The sequence below is a fragment of the Microvirga guangxiensis genome (assembly GCF_900102135.1).
GTDB lineage: Bacteria > Pseudomonadota > Alphaproteobacteria > Rhizobiales > Beijerinckiaceae > Microvirga > Microvirga guangxiensis.
Window position 1 is genome coordinate 250,547 of the sequence record NZ_FMVJ01000003.1, and the last position, 20,301, is coordinate 270,847.

The 20,301-nt window shown below is 62.0% G+C and carries 17 protein-coding genes; 3 read left to right on the forward strand and 14 right to left on the reverse strand.

Going from position 1 to position 20,301, the window contains the following annotated elements; genetic code table 11:
- Positions 1-150: 150 nt before the first annotated feature.
- The gene (locus tag BLP10_RS22790) at positions 151-507 is read left to right on the forward strand and encodes a hypothetical protein (protein ID WP_139165436.1); all 357 of its coding nucleotides are present in this window, start codon (positions 151-153) and stop codon (positions 505-507) included.
- A gap of 107 nt (positions 508-614) precedes the next feature.
- Here the strand turns inward: BLP10_RS22790 and BLP10_RS04770 are convergent, their stop codons facing one another.
- The 3 genes from BLP10_RS04770 to bglX all read right to left on the reverse strand — a co-directional run bounded on the left by BLP10_RS04770 (position 615) and on the right by bglX (position 4,642).
- Entirely contained in the window at positions 615-1,454 is an 840-nt protein-coding gene (locus BLP10_RS04770; RefSeq protein WP_091130931.1) for a DUF1206 domain-containing protein, read from the reverse strand.
- Between the two features lie 72 nt (positions 1,455-1,526).
- Positions 1,527-2,327, reverse strand: a complete 801-nt coding sequence (locus BLP10_RS04775; protein WP_091130934.1) for a YoaK family protein — start codon at positions 2,325-2,327, stop codon at positions 1,527-1,529.
- Between the two features lie 83 nt (positions 2,328-2,410).
- Positions 2,411-4,642 (reverse strand): beta-glucosidase BglX, encoded by a 2,232-nt coding sequence (gene bglX, locus BLP10_RS04780; protein ID WP_244510395.1) that lies wholly within the window; start codon positions 4,640-4,642, stop codon positions 2,411-2,413.
- 141 nt (positions 4,643-4,783) lie between these two features.
- On the opposite strand from bglX, the gene BLP10_RS04785 reads away from it, so the two are divergent.
- A complete protein-coding gene (locus BLP10_RS04785; protein WP_091130941.1) occupies positions 4,784-6,277 on the forward strand; it encodes a response regulator in 1,494 nt (497 codons plus the stop codon).
- Between the two features lies 1 nt (position 6,278).
- On the opposite strand, the gene BLP10_RS04790 is transcribed toward BLP10_RS04785, so the two are convergent.
- Positions 6,279-6,980 (reverse strand): gamma-glutamyl-gamma-aminobutyrate hydrolase family protein, encoded by a 702-nt coding sequence (locus BLP10_RS04790; RefSeq protein WP_091130945.1) that lies wholly within the window; start codon positions 6,978-6,980, stop codon positions 6,279-6,281.
- Entirely contained in the window at positions 6,977-7,954 is a 978-nt protein-coding gene (locus tag BLP10_RS04795; RefSeq protein WP_175493782.1) for an amidoligase family protein, read from the reverse strand. The genes BLP10_RS04790 and BLP10_RS04795 overlap by 4 nt, the downstream gene beginning before the upstream one ends.
- Positions 7,955-8,096: 142 nt before the next feature.
- Between BLP10_RS04795 and BLP10_RS04800 the strand changes: the two genes are divergently transcribed.
- Positions 8,097-9,509 carry an MATE family efflux transporter gene (locus BLP10_RS04800; RefSeq protein ID WP_091130953.1) on the forward strand — a complete coding sequence of 471 codons (1,413 nt, stop codon included), beginning with the start codon at positions 8,097-8,099 and terminating at the stop codon, positions 9,507-9,509.
- Here BLP10_RS04800 and ispH read toward each other — a convergent pair.
- The 9 genes from ispH to crtI all read right to left on the reverse strand — a co-directional run bounded on the left by ispH (position 9,488) and on the right by crtI (position 20,053).
- The gene (gene ispH / locus BLP10_RS04805; RefSeq protein WP_091130956.1) at positions 9,488-10,456 is read right to left on the reverse strand and encodes a 4-hydroxy-3-methylbut-2-enyl diphosphate reductase; all 969 of its coding nucleotides are present in this window, start codon (positions 10,454-10,456) and stop codon (positions 9,488-9,490) included. The genes BLP10_RS04800 and ispH overlap by 22 nt on opposite strands.
- Positions 10,453-11,739, reverse strand: a complete 1,287-nt coding sequence (locus BLP10_RS04810) for a hydroxysqualene dehydroxylase (RefSeq protein WP_091130958.1) — start codon at positions 11,737-11,739, stop codon at positions 10,453-10,455. The genes ispH and BLP10_RS04810 overlap by 4 nt, the downstream gene beginning before the upstream one ends.
- The gene (locus BLP10_RS04815) at positions 11,736-13,394 is read right to left on the reverse strand and encodes a squalene/phytoene synthase family protein (RefSeq protein ID WP_175493783.1); all 1,659 of its coding nucleotides are present in this window, start codon (positions 13,392-13,394) and stop codon (positions 11,736-11,738) included. The genes BLP10_RS04810 and BLP10_RS04815 overlap by 4 nt, the downstream gene beginning before the upstream one ends.
- Positions 13,391-14,503, reverse strand: coding sequence for a glycosyltransferase family 2 protein (locus tag BLP10_RS04820; RefSeq protein ID WP_091130966.1), 1,113 nt, complete (start codon positions 14,501-14,503; stop codon positions 13,391-13,393). Before BLP10_RS04820 ends, BLP10_RS04815 begins: the two co-directional genes overlap by 4 nt.
- On the reverse strand, positions 14,500-15,240 hold the full coding sequence (locus BLP10_RS04825; RefSeq protein ID WP_091130970.1) for a lysophospholipid acyltransferase family protein: 741 nt from the start codon (positions 15,238-15,240) through the stop codon (positions 14,500-14,502). Before BLP10_RS04825 ends, BLP10_RS04820 begins: the two co-directional genes overlap by 4 nt.
- A 95-nt stretch (positions 15,241-15,335) precedes the next feature.
- The gene (locus BLP10_RS04830; protein ID WP_091130974.1) at positions 15,336-16,871 is read right to left on the reverse strand and encodes a phytoene desaturase family protein; all 1,536 of its coding nucleotides are present in this window, start codon (positions 16,869-16,871) and stop codon (positions 15,336-15,338) included.
- A 127-nt stretch (positions 16,872-16,998) separates the two neighbouring features.
- On the reverse strand, positions 16,999-18,036 hold the full coding sequence (locus BLP10_RS04835; protein WP_091130977.1) for an SAM-dependent methyltransferase: 1,038 nt from the start codon (positions 18,034-18,036) through the stop codon (positions 16,999-17,001).
- 53 nt (positions 18,037-18,089) lie between these two features.
- Positions 18,090-18,494, reverse strand: a complete 405-nt coding sequence (locus BLP10_RS04840; RefSeq protein ID WP_091130980.1) for a DUF2141 domain-containing protein — start codon at positions 18,492-18,494, stop codon at positions 18,090-18,092.
- Positions 18,495-18,502: 8 nt separating this feature from the next.
- Complete coding sequence (crtI, locus tag BLP10_RS04845) at positions 18,503-20,053, reverse strand: phytoene desaturase family protein (protein ID WP_091130984.1); 1,551 nt, start codon at positions 20,051-20,053, stop codon at positions 18,503-18,505.
- Positions 20,054-20,301: the final 248 nt, after the last annotated feature.

Here is a 20,301-nt window from a genome sequence, read left to right on the forward strand (position 1 = left end):
AAATTCGTTATATCGTAAGAATGTTCGATCGCCTCGTGTGATAAATGGCACCTCCCTGGGCAGACGGGTGCATTACACATTCGTAATGCGATCGTAAGCATCAAGACGATTTGATGCGCCTAAGCTCGAAATAGGCGGCACATCCAACCGATGCCGCTCCTATTTTCAAGCATGGCGAGACAGCCTTGGCGGCTTGTGGGATCCCGCATTTCCACCGAGCACGATCTCGCCTCCGCACATTTTCAAAATGCGTTTCGCGTTTTCGCGTCGAGTGGAGCATTGCCGATGGTTTTGGAACGGAAACTGCTCAAGGAGAATCTGTCCGACGATCTCTCGCCGGTGATGGTGCGAATTCTCAACGAGATCAAAGATGCGATGCATGAACTGAGAGGTTCCATGCCTGAAAGCGCTCTGATCGCTCTTGCAGAGCGAAAGATCGCGCTGTTGTCTTCCGAATATGGCTTTGCTTCGTCCGACGGGGGCGACGCTGTTGGGGAAGACGCGTAACGGAGGAAGCTGTGCATGATCGCCAATGTCGCTGGACAGACGTGGATAAGACGCTCATCCCGCGCCATGATGCAGCTGCCGGGCGCGTATTCCTCAAACGCTCTTTATCAGCGTCTTGCCTGGGCGATGGCTGCTTTTGCGTCTTCGAGATCGGGCGCGTCGATATGGCGGTAGCGCGCCTGGACGAGGCCGAAGAGGCCAAAGGCGAAAAGGCCGGTGGCTGTGAGCGCCAGAAGCGCCCAGCCATAGGGTTGTTGCTGCAGGGCCTTGAGCGCGCCGCCGAGGCCATGGACCTCTTCGGAGGAACTGCGCAGGGCGGCCAGGATGAGAAAGCCGCCAGTCATCAAGAAAACGATGCCTCTTGCCGCAAACCCCATGCGCCCTAGAGAGACCACCCAGTTTTTCTTGTCGGCTGGCAGTGAAAGATGAGCGGCAACATCGCCGCGCCAGGCCTTCCAGGCGAAGCCTATGCCTGTTGCCACCACGATAAGGCCGATAAGCCCTACCAGCCACAACCCGAAGGGTTTGCTCATCAGCCACGCTGTCCAATCCTGTGCGGCTTGGTCCTCTCCGCCGCCGGATTCCCGGCCCAGGGCGAGGTTCAATGCGGAGATAGCAAGACCGGCATAGATGATGCCGCTGATGAGATGAGCGCCTCTGATTGCCCACCCTTTCATGTCGGATCCACGCTGGTCGGCGTCGGTCAGCGCCTCGACAACCCGCCAGATGCAAAAACCGAATAGGCCGAGCGCGATCAGAACCAGCCAGAACCGGCCGAGAGGCTGCGTGAGCAAGGTTTCCAAAGCGGTGCGGCTGCCTCCTGTCTGCCCACCTGAGCCGATGGCCGCAAGAAGAGCCAGACCGCCGACGAGACCATACACCACTCCACGCGCGCCATATCCTAAACGCGCAAGTGTCTCGACGGGATTTCGGGTGACGTTCGGCATCAATTGCGGCTCCGCTTCTAGAGCATGAACCGATGAGCCTCGCCGGATGTTCCTTGTTACCGGCAGAGGCGGCTACGACCTGTGCGGGTGTCCGGCGTGATCGAACACATCGTCTGCGAGGGGAGGCCCAGCAAGAAGCAGCAGCAGAAGGGCAAAGGGCAGGGCGAACAGGAAGCCGAAATAGTTGAATCCGATCGCTCCCGTGATGCCGCCGATGAAAAATGAGCTGAGCAGCAGGATAAGCAGGCGCAATTTCCCGCGGTCCGCCAGCACGATGTTGCCAAGATGCGGGTTCCGGTTCCAGTAGAGAAGCTTGCCGAGCTCGATTCCGATATCCGTCACGATGCCGGTGACATGGGTCGTCCTCATCCGCGCGCCGGAAATTTTCGTGACCGTTGCATTCTGCAGCCCCATGACGAAGCACAGGAGAGGCACTGCGGCTGCGACGAAACCCGGCGAAGGATGGACCATCCATCCAAGCCCCCCGAAAATACAGAGAAGAATGGCCTCCAGCATCAGGGGTAGGGCATAGCGGCTGCCGAGCCGATGCCGCCGGCCCCAGTTGATCAGAATGGCCGAGCAGGCAGCCCCTGACACAAAGGGGATGAAGGCGGCAAGGCCCATAGCGACAATCGCAACGCTCCCCAACGCGAGGTTATCCGCCATCGATGAGACAATGCCGGACATGTGCGAAGTATATTGCCCGACGGCGAGGAAGCCGCCTGCATTGATCGCACCTGCGATGAAGGTGAGAGCCATGCCGAGGAGGGTGTCCGCCGCTCCGGTGCGCTCCGAGGCAGCAATCGCCTTCACCGACCTCAGGGTCCGGGCGGCGATGACGCGGTGCTTGGGAGAGGAGGGCGGTAGGTTCATCGGCGCTTAGCTTACTGCGCCGGCCCGGTCGGGTCCATCAGTGAAAAACCGCCCGAAGCAGGCTTCGGACGGCTTTCAGAAAACTATTGAACGATGCTTGTCGCGGCAGAGACGCGCCGCTCGTCGGGCGGTATGTTGATCGTGTTGATGATCTCCGCTTGGCCGACTTCATCGGCAAGGGAGCTGCCGCCGACGAAGACCTGGATCGCTCCGGCCTCAACGACATAGCTGCCGTCGTCGAGATGGAAGCCGAGGGATTCGACGGGGACGCGCAACGTCACACGCTTCGTCTGGCCGGGATCGAGGCTGATTTTCTCGAAGGCTTTCAGCTCACGCACAGGACGGCTGCGGCTGGCCACCGGATCGCGGGTGTAGAGCTGCACCACTTCCTGGCCGGCCCGCGAGCCCTTGTTCGTCACGCTCACCGATACGTCCAGCATCTGCCCGGCATCGAGCCTCGGCTGCGCAATGGCGGCATCCGAATAAGCGAACTGCGTGTAGCTGAGGCCCCAGCCGAACGGATAGAGAGGTGAAATCGCCTCATCGATGTAACTCAGCGTGAAGCGGTTGCCCGGAATGGTCGGACGGCTCGAAGGCAATCGATTGTAGTACATGGGCAGCTGTCCCGTGGCGCGGGGCCATGTGACCGGCAGCTTGCCGCTGGGATTGACATCGCCGAACAGCACATCGGCGACGGCGTTGCCGCCTTCTGTGCCGGGATACCAGGCCATGAGGATCGACGGCACGCGCTCCGCAATCGCGCCCAATACCTGCGGGCGCCCGCCCATGAGCACGAGCGCGATAGGCTTGCCGGTGGCGGCGAGTGCTTCCAGCACTTCGGTCTGCTTGCCGTTGAGTTCGAGATGGGCGCGCGAGGCTGCCTCGCCCGAAAGCTCCTGTGGCTCGCCGAATACCGCGATGATGAGATCGGCTTGCTTGGCAGCCTCGATGGCGGCGGGCAATTGCTCCGTCGAGCGGCACATGAGATCGCAGGCAGGGGCGTGGCTTACGGCAATACCGGCCGACTGGGCACGCTGTCGAATGCCCTGAAGCATCGTGATGCTGTCTTCCTTGTGGCCGCGAGCGGCATGCGGACCCATCATGTCGTGCGGCGCATCGGCCAGCGGTCCGATGACCGCGATCGAGCGCGTATCGGATTTTATCGGCAGAAGGTCGTTCTTGTTTTGGAGGAGAACGAGCGTTTCGCGCGCGACCTCGCGTGCAGCCTGGCGCGCCTCCGCAGACGGAGCCGCTTCCGTTCGCTTCGGGTCGATAGCAGGATGATCGAACAAGCCGAGGCGTATCTTGGTTCGCAGGATCCTGCGAACCGATTCATCGACCACACTCTCAGGCACACGTCCGGCCCGCACCTCATCCGGCAGATGCTTGATGTAGAGATGGCCCATCATGTCCATGTCGACACCGGCAAGGATCGCCTTGCGTGCGGCTTCGGCTCCATCTGCGGCGACGCCATGAAGGATGAGCTCGCCGACGCCGACCCAATCGGATGTCACGAATCCGTCGAAGCCCCATTGCTTGCGCAGCACATCCGTCAGCAGCCATGCATTGGCTGTCGAAGGCTCGCCGTTAAGTGCGTTGAAGGCCGCCATGAAGCTCGCAGAGCCGGCTTCCACCGCGGCACGGAAGGGCGGCAGATAGGTGTCGTGCATCTCTGCGCGGGGAATATAGGTGGTGTCGTAATCGCGCCCGCCCTGCGGTGCGCCGTAGCCCGCGAAATGCTTGGTGGTGGCGGCAAGCCCGCCTTTGCGGAAACCGTTGACGCGGGCGGCCGTCAGAACCGAGCCGAGATACGGATCCTCGCCGAACCCTTCCACGATGCGGCCCCAGCGGCTGTCGCGCGAGAGGTCGGCCATGGGCGCGAAGGTCCAGTTCACGCCCACGTGGGACGCTTCCTTCGCTCCCCATTCGGAAGCAAGGAAGGAGAGGCGCGGATTGAATGCGGCAGCTTCCCCCAAGGGAAGAGGGAACTGGGTGCGGAAACCATGCAGAACGTCCAGGCCGAACAGCAGCGGAATCTTGAGGCGCGACTGCTGGACGAGAGCCTGGGCTCGGGCCACATCGGCAGCATTGTTGAAGTTCAGAACCGCGCCGGCTTTCCCCTCGGAAATATCTTCCCAACGCAGCGGGGGGCCGTGGGATACGAGGTTCAATTGTCCGACCTTCTCCTCCAGCGTCATCTGTCCGAGCAGCTCATTCACGCGGCGCTCGATAGCCTCCTGCGCTGCAACCTCTTGGAAGGGCAGGCTGGATACGACCAGAGCGGAAAGAAGGCCTAGGACACAGGAAAGCCTCACATTCATCTCCTTCACTAGGCACGAAAACGTTATTGCGATAGGAATCTCGCTTGTCAGGCCTTCGTGCTACACAAGATAAGGTTCCGAAGTGGCGTCTTGCGGGCGTCAGGTCAATGACTTTGTGAGAAACGCGAGCAACCCGTGCAGGCCATTCTGAGGCTTCCTTTTCTGGCTTTGTCCTGCGCCCTGATCCTGTCAGGTGTGGCGCTGGCAGCGGCTGCCTATACCCGCAACTCGGAAGCGCTGGTGATCGCCCTGGCATTCTTCCTGATGATCGCGGCGGGTGCTCCCCTCCTAGTCGCACGGCAGATCGGGAGGATATTCGAGGAGCAGGAGCAGGCCATCGAGGATGCCTCGATCTTCGAAGCCCTCACCGTGGAGCAGCCCGTCACGGCGGAGCCCGAGCCTTTCCAGCTCATCGACGATCCGATCCCGGAAGAGGATGGGGAGACGCTGCGCCGTGACCAGAAGGCGCAGGCCCTAGAGCATCTCCGGGACGGCATCACGCACGACCTCAACAACAAGCTCATGGTGATCAGCGCCAATATCGACGCAGTGGCCCGCCATATGAAGGATCAGCCGGGAATTCAGCGCAAGCTGCTTTCGGCTCTCGTTGCGTCCGATCAGGCAGCCAAGCTGATTGCGAAATCCACCGCCTTCGCACGCCAGAGCGAGCCGCAGGTTCAGTACCTGGATCTCTCCGAGAGGATCAGTTCGGTTGCGGCTCTCATGGGCCGCTCCCTTTTGCGCGATACGGTGGAGCTGCGCCTGTCTCTCGATGAAGAGCTTTGGCCCGTGGAAGCCGATCCGGACGATATCGAAACCGCGATCGTTACTTTGAGTGCCTATGTGCGCGATGCGCTGGAGCAGGGCGGCACGATTTCCCTGGAGGCGCAGAATACGGCCGTGGATAAAGGCTCCCTGCCGAATCTCCAGATTCAGGGCGATTTCGTAGAGCTTCGAATCTGCAGCATCTCGGCTTCCGAGGGCTCGGAGGATGCGGATGAGAGCACGGAGCAGACCTTTGTCCTCGAGGACATGGATGTAACGTCCTGGCTGCGCCTGAACAGGAGCCTGCATTTCCTGCAAGGCATCGGCGGCGCTTCGACGGTGTCCCGCAATGGATCCGAGATGACGATCTCCATGTACCTGCCCCGCGCGCAGGCCGCCACGATGCTGTCCTTCGGCATTGCCAGTGAGGACGACCCGCCGAGCGAGGGCGAGCGGCAGAATGTGGAAGTCCTCATCGTGGATGACGAGCTCGAGGTGGCTCTGGCTCTGCAATCGACCCTGGAAGAGTTCGGCTACGTTACCTGCATCGCCACGGACGCCACCCAGGCGATCAGGAACCTGAATGCGCGCAGGCCTGGCCTCGTGCTCACGGATGTGGCCATGCCCGGAACCATGAACGGCGTAATGCTGGCGCGCGAAGTGCGACAGATCTTCCCTGGCCTTCCGGTGCTGCTGATCACGGGCAGCCCCGTCCTGGCCGACGAGGCGAGTGAATTCCCGTTGCTGAACAAGCCCATCGTCAGCCGCGACCTGCATGCGGCGATTCAGCGCCATCTGAAGCCGAAGGATGAAGACAACAAGGTCGTGCCGCTGTTTCCACGCTCCACCAAACGCGTGAGTTGAATCAGGACGCGAGAGCCGCAACCCCCAAAGGCGCCGTAACGTCCTCGGCGGCCCTCACGAGAGCGGCAAACAGCCTCTGCTGCGGCTTCTTCCAGACCAGAAGCTCCGGGTGCCATTGCACGCCGATGAGAAACGGAGCCTTCTCGTTCTCAATCGCCTGGACGATTCCGATTTCGTCACGCGCCGCGATCTTCAATCCATCGCCGAGCCGGTCGACGGACTGATGATGCAATGCGTTCACCAAGCAGGGATTGCAGTGCAGGATTCCGTCCAACCGTGAATCGCGCTCGATGGACACGCGCTTCTTCGGCAGCACGGTGCGCATCTTGGGCGCCTGCACGTAAACCTCGTAAATATCCGTGTGAAGGGTTCCGCCGAGCGCGACATTGATCATCTGCGATCCGCGGCAGATGCCGAGAACAGGGAGTTGCGCGGGCAGGGCCGCCTTCAGAAGCGTCAGCTCCATCTTGTCGCGGTCGGGGTCGATGCGCACGTCGGGAAGAACCTTGCCGCCGTAGATCTCAGCGCCGATATCGTCTCCCCCGCCGATGATGAGACCCTGCAAGGGCTCTTCCGGTAAAGGTTCTCCCGGAATCAGGCGCACGGAACGCGCACCCACGCGAAAGAGCGCCAGGCGATGCATGAGATAGCTGCGCCATCCACCCCGGCGGGATGTGGTGACGCCGATCAGGGGTCTCGTCATGACCGTACGACCTGTTCCACCACGTTGGCCCAGCTTTTGTCCTCGCCTTTGAAGCCGAGATACGTGGTTCCTGCCGCATTGAGCTTTTCGCGGTCGGCCGCCAGCCGTTCGACGGCTACCCAGCGGTTCCAGTCCGGTGCGATGCTCCAGCCTGGATCGCTCGCTCGGGCGTCGGGCAGCCGGTAATGGAAGGTCGGACGCCCGTTGATCTTCTCGTTGGGGAGTACGGCTCTCACGCGCTCCCGGTCGAAATGATGCAGAAGGGGCAGCAGATCGAGGTCGCGGTTACGGGTAGGATTGGCGGCCAGATAATCGTCGATGAAGCGCGGAATGTCGGGCCAGTAATCGGGCGAGACGATCCTGCGCACGTAATCGACGGGGAATGGATCGGCGAAACCGAGAAGATCACGGGTCCGGTCGGGCGAGACCTCTCGGCGCAGCCAGGAGTTCAGGAGCACGAAGCTCTTCATGAAAGCCGTGAGCGTCTCCGCATCCTGGCGTGGGATCTCGGGATTGAAGTGCAGGCCGAAAGCATAAAAGGGCGCATCCTGCGTGCCTTTCGCACCGAGCTTGCGCAGGATGTCGAGAATGCGGTCGAGCTCCTGCAGGCGATCCACCGGGGTTGGAGCCGTCACCAGCTCGCAGGGTACGAGGTAGCTTGCAGCAAAGCCGAAGAGGGCGGCGATCTTGGGCAGCATGCCCTTGCGGTTCCCCCCGCCTTTCCCCGGATGGAGGATGCGGCTGTCGAGTTCCACCGTCAGCTCCCCGATAGCGGAATCCTTCAGGGCGAAGGAATGCGGGTCTGCCTCGACGAGACGGCCGCCAAGGGCCTCCTGCAGAGCCTGCACCGTCTTCTCGGCGGAGGGGCCGACGAACTCGATCTCCACCCCGACCGTGCGCACCTCGCCCTGCTCATTGTGGAGCATGGGAGGGGGCAGAAAATCGATCGAGGTAGGAAGCGCAAGTTGCGCCATTGCGAACTCCGGCGGACACGAAAACGTGAGGCGGGGAGTGAACGGGTGCGGTGTGGCTGAGTTCCTCACTTTTGCTTTCTCCCCCTCTTTTCGGCCCCGCAGTGTGGCGTTTGGATCTTCCTTTGGGTAAAAACCCGCCATCATGACCGCGAAATTCGACAAATCCGCCTGGTTGGCGGAGCTGCAGGCGACTTTGTCTCTAGGCTGGCCCCTGGTTCTGACCAACGTGGCTCAGAACGCCTTGATGACGACTGATGTCATCCTCATGGGATGGCTCGGATCCAGCGCCCTGGCGGCAGGTGCGCTAGGCACGAATCTTTATTTCGCGTTCCTCATCTTCGGCATTGGCCTCATGAGCGCGGTCTCGCCCCTGGTCGCTGAGGAACTCGGCCGCAAACGGCACTCCGTGCGCGAAGTCCGCCGCACCGTGCGGCAGGGCTTCTGGGCCGCGATTACCGTGGCGGTTCCGATCTGGACCGTGTCATGGAACGGAGAGTTCCTGCTGCTCGCCATGGGACAGGAGCCACTGCTGGCCCATGAGGCGGGTCAGTACATCCGCGCGCTGCAGTGGAGCCTGCTGCCCTTCCTGCTCTATCTGGTTCTGCGCTCGTTCCTGGCTGCGCTGGAACGGCCCGGCTGGCCGCTCATCGTCGGTGTGCTGGCGGTTCCAGTAAACCTCGGTGCCGCTTATTGCTTCATGTTCGGCAAGCTCGGCATGCCCAATCTCGGCCTCATCGGCGCAGGCGTCGGTACGGGAATCGCAAGCACGTTCATGTTCGTGGCGCTCGCTACCGTCATCTGCCTCGATCCCAAGCTCAAGCGCTACTATATCTTCGGACGCTTCTGGCGCCCCGACTGGCCGCGCTACCGGACCCTGTGGCGCATCGGCGTGCCCATCGGCCTGACCCTGGCCTTCGAGGTAACGATCTTCAATGCAGCAGCCCTCCTGATGGGCCGCATCGGCGCCAATGAGTTGGCGGCTCACGCCATTGCGCTTCAGATCGCCTCTTTCTGCTTCATGGTGCCCTTCGGCTTGAGCCAGGCTGCGACGGTGCGCGTGGGCCGCGCCTATGGGGCACAGGACGGGGCGGGCGTTACCCGTGCAGGCTGGACAGCCTTCGCGCTCGGAACGGGGTTCATGGTGGTGACGGCATCCCTCATGCTGTTCACGCCGCACCTTCTGCTCAGCGCCTTCCTCGACATGGGCGATCCGAAGAATGCGCCTGTGATCGGGTTTGCCGTGTCCTTCCTGGTCATGGCGGCAATCTTCCAGCTCGCCGATGCTGCGCAGGCAGTCGGAGCGGGCATGCTGCGCGGCCTGCAGGATACGCGGGTGCCCATGATCTATGCGGCCATAGGCTATTGGGGCATCGGCCTGCCGCTGGGCATCGTGCTGGCCTTCGGCACGGAGCTTCGGGGTATCGGCATCTGGATCGGACTGGCGACCGGCCTCGGCGTCGTCGCTTCCCTGATGCTCTGGCGATGGATGCATCGTGACAGGCTCGGCCTCGTCACGGCAGTGCCGCAGGACGTTCAGGAGGCGTTCGCGAGCTGAGCGATCAGCTGTGAGATGTCGACCGGAGCGAATTGCGTGCCCTCGTGCGTCACGCGAACCTCTTCGACAGTGATGCGCCGCCATTGCGCCAATAGGGCGAGGGCTTCCTGCACCAGCTCCTCAGGGGCTGAAGCGCCTGCTGTGATGCCGATCACCGCTGCGCCGTCGATGAAGGATAACGTGAGGTCCTTCGGGTCCTGCATGAGAAGGGCGGGCCGCCCCTCGCTCTCGGCCACTTCGTAGAGGCGGTTGGTGTTCGATGAGTTGCGCGCGCCGCATACGATGATGCGCTCGGCACGTTCCGCAATCACTCGCACGGCAAGCTGGCGGTTCTGCGTGGCATAGCAGATCGTCTTGATGTCCGGTCCCAGGATGGCGGGAAAGCGCCGCTTCAGGGCGGCGATAATCTCCCGCGTGTCGTCCACGGATAATGTGGTCTGGGTGATGTAGGCGATGCGTTCCGGGTCGCTGACATTCAGCGAAAGGGCTTCCTCGACGCTATCGATGATGTGAACGATGCCGTCGATCTGCCCGATGGTGCCTTCGATTTCCACATGGCCGCGATGACCGATGACGATGACCTCGCGCCCCGCCTTGGCGTGGCGCTGTCCTTCCAAGTGAACTCGGCGCACGAGCGGACAGGTGGCATCCAGCACAGCGAGCTTCCGGCTCCTTGCTTCCCGCTCCACGCTGCGTGAAACCCCGTGTGCGCTGAAGATGGCGACTGCTCCGTCCGGAATCTCGGACACATCCTCGACGAAAACCGCGCCTTGGCGTTTGAGTTCGTTGACGACGCGTCCGTTATGCACGATCTCGTGGCGCACATAGACAGGACGGTCTGTCCGTTGAAGGGCATCCTCGACCGCCCGAATGGCACGTTCGACGCCCGCGCAGAAGCCGCGTGGGGCCGCCAGAAGAACGGTGAGAGGAGGACGATCCTGGATCATGCGGCGTCCTCTCTTCGGAGTGCAGGATGACGGGAAGCCGAAGCTCCCGTCAACGGCGTATGCAAGAGAGCCGCCACGGCTTCCGTGCCGGAGATGACGGCGCTCTCGATGGTTGCAGGCATCGATCCGATCCAATCCCCTGCAAGCGCCAGATTGGCGAGGGGCCGCAAGGGCGGTTGCGGCAGCGGCGTGACATCCTGACGGATCGTGGCGCGCTTTTCCTTCACGACGCGCGCCTCGGGCTGCTTGTCAGGAGATGCATCAAGGCCGAGATCACCCAGTGTCGGTGCGATCTCGCGCCAGACAAGCGCGGCAAGATCCGCCGCGCTGTCGAGGACGGCCGAGTCGGCCGCCGATATCGTGACGCCCACATGGTCCTGGCGCACCAGCAGCCATTGCGTCAGCCCGCCTGTGAAACCAATGAAACGAGGCTCGTCCAGCCCGGGCAAGCGGAAGTGTACGTTGAGGATTGCCTCGAAGCGCTGAGGCACGGGCACGGCAGGAAGCAATCGCTCTATCTCGTAAGGCGGCAGCGCGAGGATCACCCTGTCCTCGGGGCCAAGGGCGATGGTTCGATCCGTGAGGCTCAGTCCGATGACACGCTCGCCGTTGGTCAACAGATTGCGCAGGCGCTGACCGGCCAGGAGGGGGACGCCGCGCCCCTGCAATGTCTCGATGGCAGGCTGGATGAGGTCTTCGCTCAACCCGTTTCTCGCCACGAGCAAGCGGCCGGCCCGCGGCCACATCAAACGCCTCAGAGCACAGCCGAGACGGCGGGCGGAAGCCGTGCTCGGCGGGGTGTTGAGAACGGCCACAGTCAGCGGGCCGATCAGGCTGTTCATGATCGGCCTGTCGCCGATGATCGATGCGACGGAGCATTCCTGGGCAGGAAAGGCGAGACGCAGGAGCCGCAGAAGGTCGGCAATGCCCAATCCATTGGGGCGGCGCGAAGGCCGCAGCCATGACCATGGCGACAAGCCGACCCGATGCATGACCTTCGTGGGCAGGTCGTACAGCGGAAGGCCCTTCCGCTCAGGCTCGATCCATCGGTCCCTCGCCCCAATGGATTTAAGAAGGCTCAGTGCGTTCCGGTTGGCCGTGAGAAGAACATGGGTGCCGTTGTCGTGAGAAAATCCGTTGGCGGAACGGATCGTGCGGCAGCGGCCTCCTGCCTGGGGGGCCGCTTCATAGAGAACGGCTTCGCCACCTTCCTCGGTTGTCGCAAGAGCGGCGCTGAGGCCGGCAATGCCGGCGCCGACAATATGAGTGCGTCTTGCCGTCATGCGGGCCTCATGGCGCGGGTGAGAAGGTGCAGCTTGTCTGCCGTAGTGAGCCGGAGCCTGCCCTGGCGCATGCCCCAGCCGCGGGCGATGAGCCGATCGAGAACGCGGCGATAGTTTTCCATCATCAGGATGGCGGGCTTGAGGGCCGCCCGATCAAGGCTCGTCAAGGCTTCGTCCGCAGCCGCAAATCCTGTACGGGCCTCCTCAGCGAGCGTCTCGCATATGCGAGCGAAGCGGGGATCGGCAACCAGAGCGGCAGCCGGCGCATCCTGCAGACCGAGCTGGGCGAGACGGGAGAGCGGGATATAGACACGCTCGCGCGCCGCATCCTCGTCTACATCGCGCAGAATGTTCACGAGCTGCAGGGTCCGCCCGAGATCGAGCGCAAAAGCGCGCGCTTTCGGCACCCCGAATACATGCACCGAGAGCGTCCCGACAGAGCCTGCCACCCGACGCCCGTAGAGATGAAGATCGTGGTCGCTGCTTAACCGGACCCGCTCGGCGCTGTCGGTCTCCATGCCATCGAGCAGGGCGTGGCACTCTTCGAGCGGCAGCCTGAACAGACTCGATGCACGAGCGAGCTCGCGGCCGATGGGCGTCTCGGGCGCACGGCGGAGCCGGTCGATCTCTCGCCGCCATTCCCTCAGGAAACGGATCTTTTCCGAGGGCGGAACATTGCTGTCCGCGATGTCATCCACATTGCGGCAGAACGCATAGACCGCATGGATGGCGCGGCGGCGCTCATAACTCAAGCTCTGCATGCCGAGCCGGAACGACGAGCCCGACCGGCGCACCGCCTCTGCAGTGACATGCGTATCCTGGCTTTCCGGTTTGCGGATGAGGCCGGACAATCCGACCATGAAGGCACGCGCCTTGTCCGCCTTGTTGGTCTCGACGCGCTCAAGAACAGGGTCGCTCGTACGCAGACGCCGGCTCAAACGGTCTGCAAGCGCGATGGTAGCCATGCTTTGCGCGCGCAGGCGCTTGTTCTGCAGCCGCTCAGGTAGAATACGTGAGCTGTCGATCAGGCTGTCGACACGATCCAGCATGGCATCCAGGATCATGCGCCGCATCGCTGCCTGAGCTGGATCGAAAAACGCCTTGTCGCCTCCGAGAGGCATTGTCCATTGAAGAGGAATGTAGATGCGCCCGAGATTTTGCAGATCCTTACCGCAATCCTGCAGGTGGTTGAGGATCTGCAGGGCCGTGCACAGAGCATCGGAGGGCGCATATGCGGAGGCACATTCGCCATGGAGCTGCAGCAGGAAGCGTCCGACCGGATTGGCGGAGAGACGGCAATACCCGGTGAGATCTTCCCAATTGTTGTAGCGCGTCTTGATCACATCTTGCCGGAAGGCGCGCAGCATCTCGCGGGCCTGGGCGATGCCGCATCTGTGCTTCTTATCGGCTTCATGCAACAGCATGGCCTCAGGAGCCTTTGGATCGCCCATGACGAGCGCCTGCTCCAGAGCCTCAAGGCGCGCAAGTTTCTCGCTCGCTCCGAGATCGGGTGCATCGGCTACGTCGTCGGCAAGGCGCACGAAGGCGTAGAAGGCGAGCACCGCCTCTCGATGCTCCGGCGACAGCACGAGAGAGGCGACAGGAAAGTTCTCGTCCTTTGGTCTTTTCGTTGCATCCTTCGCCAGCATGCTCATCGCGTCGCTCCGACCGGATAGCACCTTCCCTTCCATCCGGTCTGACCAATGCCCCCGATCCGCAGGAGAACGCCCCATTGGATGGCAAGGCTCGTAAGCACGGTCAGGGGATGCACAAGGATGGAGAGAGGGTTTTCACGCGTGGCGATCGACACCATGGCTCGTGTAGCGAGAGAGAGAGAGGCCGCCCACACAACGGGCCAGATAGGAGCGATAGGAAGAAGAGCAAAGGGCAGGACATGTCCGCCGAGAAGCAGCGCGGTCCAGATCGGCAGCGCCACGGGTTTCGCCATGCCCTCATGGGCATTCTTGGCAAAGCCGTTCCAGGCATCGGTGAAGCGGGTGTACATGCGGCATGAGGCAAGTCTCTCGCCGGGCACGAGATCCGTCATGAAGCCATGGTGGCGGAAGAGGCGGGCGAGCTGAATCCCGTCGTGGATGAAGGACCGAATGGCCGCGTGCCCGCCGCTTGCGCGGTAGGCCTCCCGCTCCATCAGCATGAGCTGTCCGCAGGCTGCGCCAAAGCCGGGATGAAGCGACGCGCGCATGAAGCCCATGGGCAGGTAGCCGAGAAGCAGCAGGTTGATCATGGGGATCGTCAACAACTCACCCGGCGTCTTCATGATCTGCCGCGGAACCGCGCTCACGAGACGCGCACCTGTCTCCTGAGCGTGGCCAGCCAAAAGGCTTGCGGCTTGGGGCGACAGTCTCACATCCGCATCGACGAAGAGGAAATGCGTTCCGCGTGCATGCTCCGAAAGGTGATGGCAGGCGTGGATCTTGCCTGTCCAGCCATCCGTCAAAGGAGGGGCGTTCAGCAGCCGAACACGTGCATCGCGGGATGCGATGGAGCGTACGATGTCGGCGGTCCCGTCGGTCGAGCCATCGTCCATCACCAATACCTCAACGGCAACGTCACGGCTTGCGAGTGCTGCCTCGACAGCAGGCCGGATATTCGCAGCCTCGTTGCGTGCGGGAATGAGGATGGAAACGAGGGTGCCTTCCCGTGCGGGCCTGAGCGGGGTTCTGCCCAACACGGTGAGGTTGATGGTGGAAAGAACGGCAGGCAGGGCCGCGAGTGCAAGAAGGATGAGTCCGATCACCATCATGGCTGGCGTCCCTCATGCGAGGGATCGAACGCGCGTCCGCGCATGGCAGACGTCAGACGCCGCCAACCGTCGTAGAGCCCGCCCACCCCTGCGCTCCCTTCCAGCAGGGCGCGGAAACGCGCGGGATCGCGCGACTGCACGTCATCGCTCAGGCGGTCGAGCACCTTTGTCAGTTCACCATCGAGGCGCTGGAGACGCTCCGGGCGGGAGAGCTCAAGCAGCTCCCTGGCGCTCATCTGCGGGCCGAAGGCCATGAAGGCCTCCGCTCCACGCTCGAGCCAGAAGCCGTATTCGATGCCCAGAGGAATAATCGTGCTCTCAGGAGCGATCTCAACCAGTCGCGCAATGCCGGGTTTGAGATCAAGAGGACGCTCGCGCACATCGGAAAAGCGTCCCTGCGCTGTAATCCAGAGGGCGCGTTGGGGAGAAGACAGGATTTCAGCGCTCAGCCTCATGAAATCCGCAGCACCCCTGGTGCTGTGCAAATCCACGCCGAAAGCTCCGATGCGTCCGAAGACGCCGTAGCGCCGAAGCATCTCGGCATCGATAGGAGCGTAGCTTTCATATGCAGGGAAGAAATGGTCCGCGGCCAGGATGTAGATGGCTGCGTCCCACCATGCTGGATGATTGGAGTATATGATGACAGGACCGTTTCGCGGCACGGCTGGCAAGCCCCAGGGCGCGATCCGCAGCGCATTCATGTGTCGTCTGAAATAGCGACGGAAAACCTGCACCATGAAGCGGTGGATTGTTGCAGAGCGGCGCGCGACGGGGGAGGGCCCTGTCTGCCGGGGCAAACCTCGTCGTCCTGGCGCGCTGTCCCTGTCGTGCATCAAGACGCGTTCCGTAAATCTTCTGTCTTGAGATCGGTGTCGAGGGCATCGGCGGCGATCCAGCCGGACATCATCACCATCGGCATGCCGGGACCGGGATGCGCTGCCCCGCCCGCCAGATAAAGGCCGCGCACCTGTCGGCTGCGATTGCCCGGCTTGAAGGCGCCCATGAACTTGCCATGGCTCGCCAGCCCGTAGATCGCGCCGTTCAGGACCTTGTAGCGATCGTGGATGTCCTGCGGCGTCAGGTGCCGCTCGACGACGATGCGTTCCTCGATATCGTGCATCCCCGCCGTGCGTTTGAGCTTGTCGATGATCACCTGCCGGTAGGCCGGGAGCATCTGCGACCAGTCGTGATGCGGTCTCAGATAAGGCGTGTGAACGAGAACGTAGAGCGCTTCGCCTCCTTCCGGCGCGACGCTTGGGTCCGTTGCAGAGGGTGCCGCGAGATAGCAGGTCGGATCGGGCGCAGGCTCGCCACGGCGATAGATGTAGTCGAATTCCTCTTCCGGATCGCGCGAGAACACAAAATCGTGATGGAGGATGTGGTCGTAGCGTTTGTTGAGGCCCAGATAGAGCACCACCCCGGAGCAGGCGGGTTCGAAGTCCTTGCGCGCGTAATGCTCGCCCACCTCTCCGCCGACGAGTTCACGATAAGTGCGGATGGAATCCATGTTGGAGATGACGCTGTCATAGGCCGCCGTCTCGCCGTCTGCGAGAACAACGCCTTTCACCGCACCGTTCTCGATTTTGAGGGAAGCGACATCGGAGGCGGGCTTGAAGGTCGTGCCGAGCTCGGAGGCGAGCTTCATCAGCGCTTCGGCCACGGCACGTGTGCCGCCCATGGGATACCACACGCCGTCGGAGGCCTGCATATGGGCGATGGCGCAAAGTACCGCGGGCGAGCCGTAGGGCGATGAACCTACATATTGCGTGAAGTGGTCGAGCATCTGCGCCAGCCGCTCGTCCTTCACCTTGGAACGGATGGTGCCGGCAACCGACGAGCCCATGCGCAGGGAGAGAACATCCCGCAAGGTCGCGGGATTCATGTTGGCGCGAATATTGATGGTGTCGAACAGATCCTCCACCGGCTTCCAGAAGAAGAAACGGTTGGAGATGTCGTGAAGATGCGCCGAGATGTCCTGGAAGCGGCGATAGCCGTCGCCTGCGCCCTTGCCGGGTGCGAAGCGATCCATATCGTCCGCCATCGCATCGACGTTCTCCTGCAAGTCGATCCGCGTGCCGTCATCGAAGAAGCAGCGCCATTGCGGGTCTAGCCGTACGAGGTCCAGATAATCGGAGAGATTGCGCCCCGCCTCTGCGAAGATGCGCTCCAGAACGCGTGGCACTGTGAGGATCGTCGGCCCCATGTCGAACCGGAAGCCGTCTTCGTGCAACACCGCTGCTTTGCCGCCGAGCCAGGGATTCTTGTCGTAAAGCGTCACTTTATGGCCACGCGCCGCTGCCACGCAGGCCGCCGCCAGCCCACCCAGACCTCCACCGATCACGGCAACCGAAGCTCTTTGAGCGCTCACGAATATCCTCCCAACGGATCTGAGCCATGGAGCATTGATCTCGAGGCTCTCAGGCTTGGTTTCATGGTCATGCGTCTGGCGCGGTCTGTGGCCTGAAGGCTTGGTTCTAGGAGGCGCAAAACACAGTTCAAGGTGACCTCCCGCTCACAGGACGGCGAGCGCAGATCATCCGCAGCATTCGTCCGCCTGGCGCGCGGATGACGGGATTGAACCCTGCTGCAACAAAGTGCGGCTTGATGCTGTCCATGCTGCGGGTGTGGCCGCCCCAGAGCAGGTTCTTCAGGCGGTTCACGGAGGAGGCGATGCCGTGGCCTTCGTCCGCAAGAACCGCGACGAGCAGCCATCCGCCCGGGCGAAGGCTGCGGAAGATCCGCCGGGCTGCCTCGCTCATCGCAGGATCCGATAAAAACATCTGCGGCAGGAAAGCGAGATCGAACGCTTCTTCGTCCTCGATGTGCTCGATGCGTTGACGGCGCAGGACGATGCGCCCGTCAAGTCCGGCTTCCCGCACATGTCGCTCGCCGATGATGGCAGGGTGTTCGGCTGGTTCGAGCGCCGTTGCCGTGAGATGGGGAAAGGCTTGGCACAGGGTGATCGAAAGCCCGGCAGCGCCTGCGCCGACATCGAGCAGGCTTGCGCCCTGTCTTTCCAGGCATGTGACCAAGCCTGGCAGGAACTTGAGCTTGGGCAGAGCCTTTGCGGTCCAGAGCCGCGTCAGCGCTCCCTGCGCCTCGATGATGGCTTCATCCGTGTGCGTCCAGCCGTTCAAGGCCATGCGGCCATCCCGGAGCCTTTCCCGAAAATCCTTCACCTGCAGAAGCGGAGCCTGCAGGGCGGCTTGGAGGACTTTGGCGCCGTCCTCCGTGGTGAAGGGCTGCAGGGCGGGAGCGGCGCGGATGCTATCGTCCTCACAGGTCGCAAGGCCAGCGCCAACCAGAACGTCCACAAGAGCTGCCGCGAGCCCAGGGTCGAGCGACAGGTTTTTGCTGATATCCTGGAGCGTCGAGGGAGATTCCAGATGTCGGACGACGCCGGCTTCGGAGCAGGCCGTCAGAGCATGCGCGAACCACAGCGCCTCGTCGGCCCGCTCCAGGAGGTCGAGGACCTCATTGGAACCTCGCCGAAGGATCGGTTGACTGGGTCTTCGCCAGGGGCGAAAGCCCATGCGGTCTCCACCATGTGAGAGGAGGGCATAGGCTCGCCACAGCACGGCGGCACCTATCGGAGCGGGATGACGATTGTCGTGGAGGGCTCTCTCACGACGATCCTGGCAGCTTCGAAGTTGGGCGGGCCGCGGCGTCCCACATCGTTCGAGAAACCATAGGGCTCACTAGGAAGACCGATGAAGTTGCGGTCGAGCTTTCCGTTCCCGTTAGTGTCGTGAAATACGGCAATGGAATAAGAGCCCGGCTTCACGTTTCTGAGTCGCAGCTCGACCGTGCCGGCCTTTGCTGCTCCCCGATCCCGATAAGGACAGGTAGCCTCCTCGAAGCTCGTGTCGCAGATGCCCGCATAGACCATGCCCTGCGCGGAACCGACGCCTTCTGCTCGAATGGTCAGCGTGGCCGCCTGAGGCGCGGACGCGGCGAAAGTGAAGAGCAAGACCCAACCGGCACGTCTCATGATCTCTCCTACAATGTCGCTTCGCGGATGGTTTCGACTTCGGGTTCGGCTTCGCGCTCTCCCGACCGGCGGCGTTCACGATCCTCCAAGAGCAGGCGCGTGGTGATCCGCGCGCCTTCATAGATCACGGGCAGCCCGCTGCCGGGATGCGTGCCGCCGCCCACGAGATAGACGTTGCGCCCGAAGCGGTTATGAGGCCGGAAATAGAGCATCTGCGTAAGATTGTGCGCGAGGTTGAAGGTGGCGCCTTCGAACACGGAGAACTCATCCTGCCAGCCGCGCGGCGTTACCACGCGCTCAAAGCGGATGCGGCTTTCGATGTCGTTGAGCCCCAGAAGCTTGAGCCGCTCGAGTGCGAGCCTGCGATAGCGCGGCCCTTCCTTCTGCCAATCGATGTTGCAGCGCAGGTTCGGAACCGGCACGAGCACATAAAGACTTGTATGCCCCTTCGGCGCGAGCGAAGGGTCGCTCGCGCCTGCATGCTGCACATAAACTGAAGGCTCTTCGGACAGAATGCCTTCCGTAATTTCGCGAATGTTGCGCTCGTAATCCTTGGCGAGAAGAATCGTGTGGTGAGAAAGATCCCCAATATCGCCCTCGATACCGAGATAGAGCATGAAGGTCGAGCAGGAGAGCTTCGCGCGATCGAGCCTTTTATTCTTCCAACGTGGGCGCATGGCCTCTGGCACGAGACGGCGCATGGCATGGCCGAAATCGCCGTTGACGACGATGGAGCCAGCCGCGAAGCGTTCTCCTCCTGCCTCTACGCCGACGGCTTCACCATTGTCGTAAAGAATGCGGTCGACCGGCGTGTTCAGGCGAATATCGACGCCCATCTTGCGCGCAACATCCGCCATCGCTTCCGAGACGGCGCCGCAGCCTCCGATGGGATGGTAGACGCCATGTTCGTATTCGAGGAACGACAGGATCGTGAACAGGCTCGGGCACTGAAAGGGGGACATCCCGAGATATTTCGTCTGAAACGAAAAGGCGAGCCTTACGCGCGGGTCGGCGAAGTAGCGCTTCAGATCGTCGTTCACGTTTGAAAAGGGCCGCAGTTTCGGCAACGCCGCGAGCATGGCGGGCGAGACGAGATCGGCCGGAGAAGAGAAGGATTGCTCGAGGACTGGCCGGAAGGCTTCGAGCTTTGCTCGATTGTCATCGAGAAACCGCCGGACATTGCGCGCATCCGCGGGTGCCAGACGGGCGATCTCCTGTTCGAGACGTCCGAGGTCGCCTGTCGCGCGAATCTCGCCCCCGCCCTCGAAGACGAGGTGATATTGCGGGTCGAGGCGCTTGAGCTCGACATGATCTTCCAAGCGCTCGCCGCACGCCTCGAAAATGTCCTTCAAGACCCGCGGGTAGAGAAAGAACGTGGGTCCGATATCGAACTTGTAGCCGCCCGGGGCATGGATTGTTCGCGTGCGGCCACCTACGGCAGGCTCACTTTCGAATATGGTGACGGGAATTCCTTCCCGTGCCAGCAGCATGGCGGATGCAAGCCCTCCCGGACCTGCGCCGACGATAGCCACCCGCGATGAGTGCGCGGCATTCGACATGAAAAGCAAACCCCATAAAGAGAATGGCAAACGGGAGACCCGCAATTCAAGCCAACTAGAACAGGAAAATCAGCCGACTAGAGGTGGAGCTTTGAAGGTCGAAAGCTGGAGTAACTTCTCAGTGATAAGTGAAACTATATTCAGGCTATAGTTCCAGGGTAGAAGTCGTTCTCAGGCTATAGATTATGATTATCAGCATGCTCAAAAGTATGAATTTCCAAGGCGAGAATCTAATCGCCTTATTCTTG

Coding starts and splice junctions, on each gene's coding strand:
- BLP10_RS22790 (WP_139165436.1), top strand. CDS start 151: ATGCCGCTCCTATTTTCAAGCATGGCGAGACAGCCTTGGCGGCTTGTG.
- BLP10_RS04770 (WP_091130931.1), bottom strand. CDS start 1,454: ATGCCGAACGTCACCCGAAATCCCGTCGAGACACTTGCGCGTTTAGGA.
- BLP10_RS04775 (WP_091130934.1), bottom strand. CDS start 2,327: ATGAACCTACCGCCCTCCTCTCCCAAGCACCGCGTCATCGCCGCCCGG.
- BLP10_RS04790 (WP_091130945.1), bottom strand. CDS start 6,980: ATGACGAGACCCCTGATCGGCGTCACCACATCCCGCCGGGGTGGATGG.
- BLP10_RS04795 (WP_175493782.1), bottom strand. CDS start 7,954: ATGGCGCAACTTGCGCTTCCTACCTCGATCGATTTTCTGCCCCCTCCC.
- BLP10_RS04800 (WP_091130953.1), top strand. CDS start 8,097: ATGACCGCGAAATTCGACAAATCCGCCTGGTTGGCGGAGCTGCAGGCG.
- ispH (WP_091130956.1), bottom strand. CDS start 10,456: ATGATCCAGGATCGTCCTCCTCTCACCGTTCTTCTGGCGGCCCCACGC.
- BLP10_RS04810 (WP_091130958.1), bottom strand. CDS start 11,739: ATGACGGCAAGACGCACTCATATTGTCGGCGCCGGCATTGCCGGCCTC.
- BLP10_RS04815 (WP_175493783.1), bottom strand. CDS start 13,394: ATGAGCATGCTGGCGAAGGATGCAACGAAAAGACCAAAGGACGAGAAC.
- BLP10_RS04820 (WP_091130966.1), bottom strand. CDS start 14,503: ATGATGGTGATCGGACTCATCCTTCTTGCACTCGCGGCCCTGCCTGCC.
- BLP10_RS04825 (WP_091130970.1), bottom strand. CDS start 15,240: ATGGTGCAGGTTTTCCGTCGCTATTTCAGACGACACATGAATGCGCTG.
- BLP10_RS04835 (WP_091130977.1), bottom strand. CDS start 18,036: ATGGGCTTTCGCCCCTGGCGAAGACCCAGTCAACCGATCCTTCGGCGA.
- BLP10_RS04840 (WP_091130980.1), bottom strand. CDS start 18,494: ATGAGACGTGCCGGTTGGGTCTTGCTCTTCACTTTCGCCGCGTCCGCG.
- crtI (WP_091130984.1), bottom strand. CDS start 20,053: ATGTCGAATGCCGCGCACTCATCGCGGGTGGCTATCGTCGGCGCAGGT.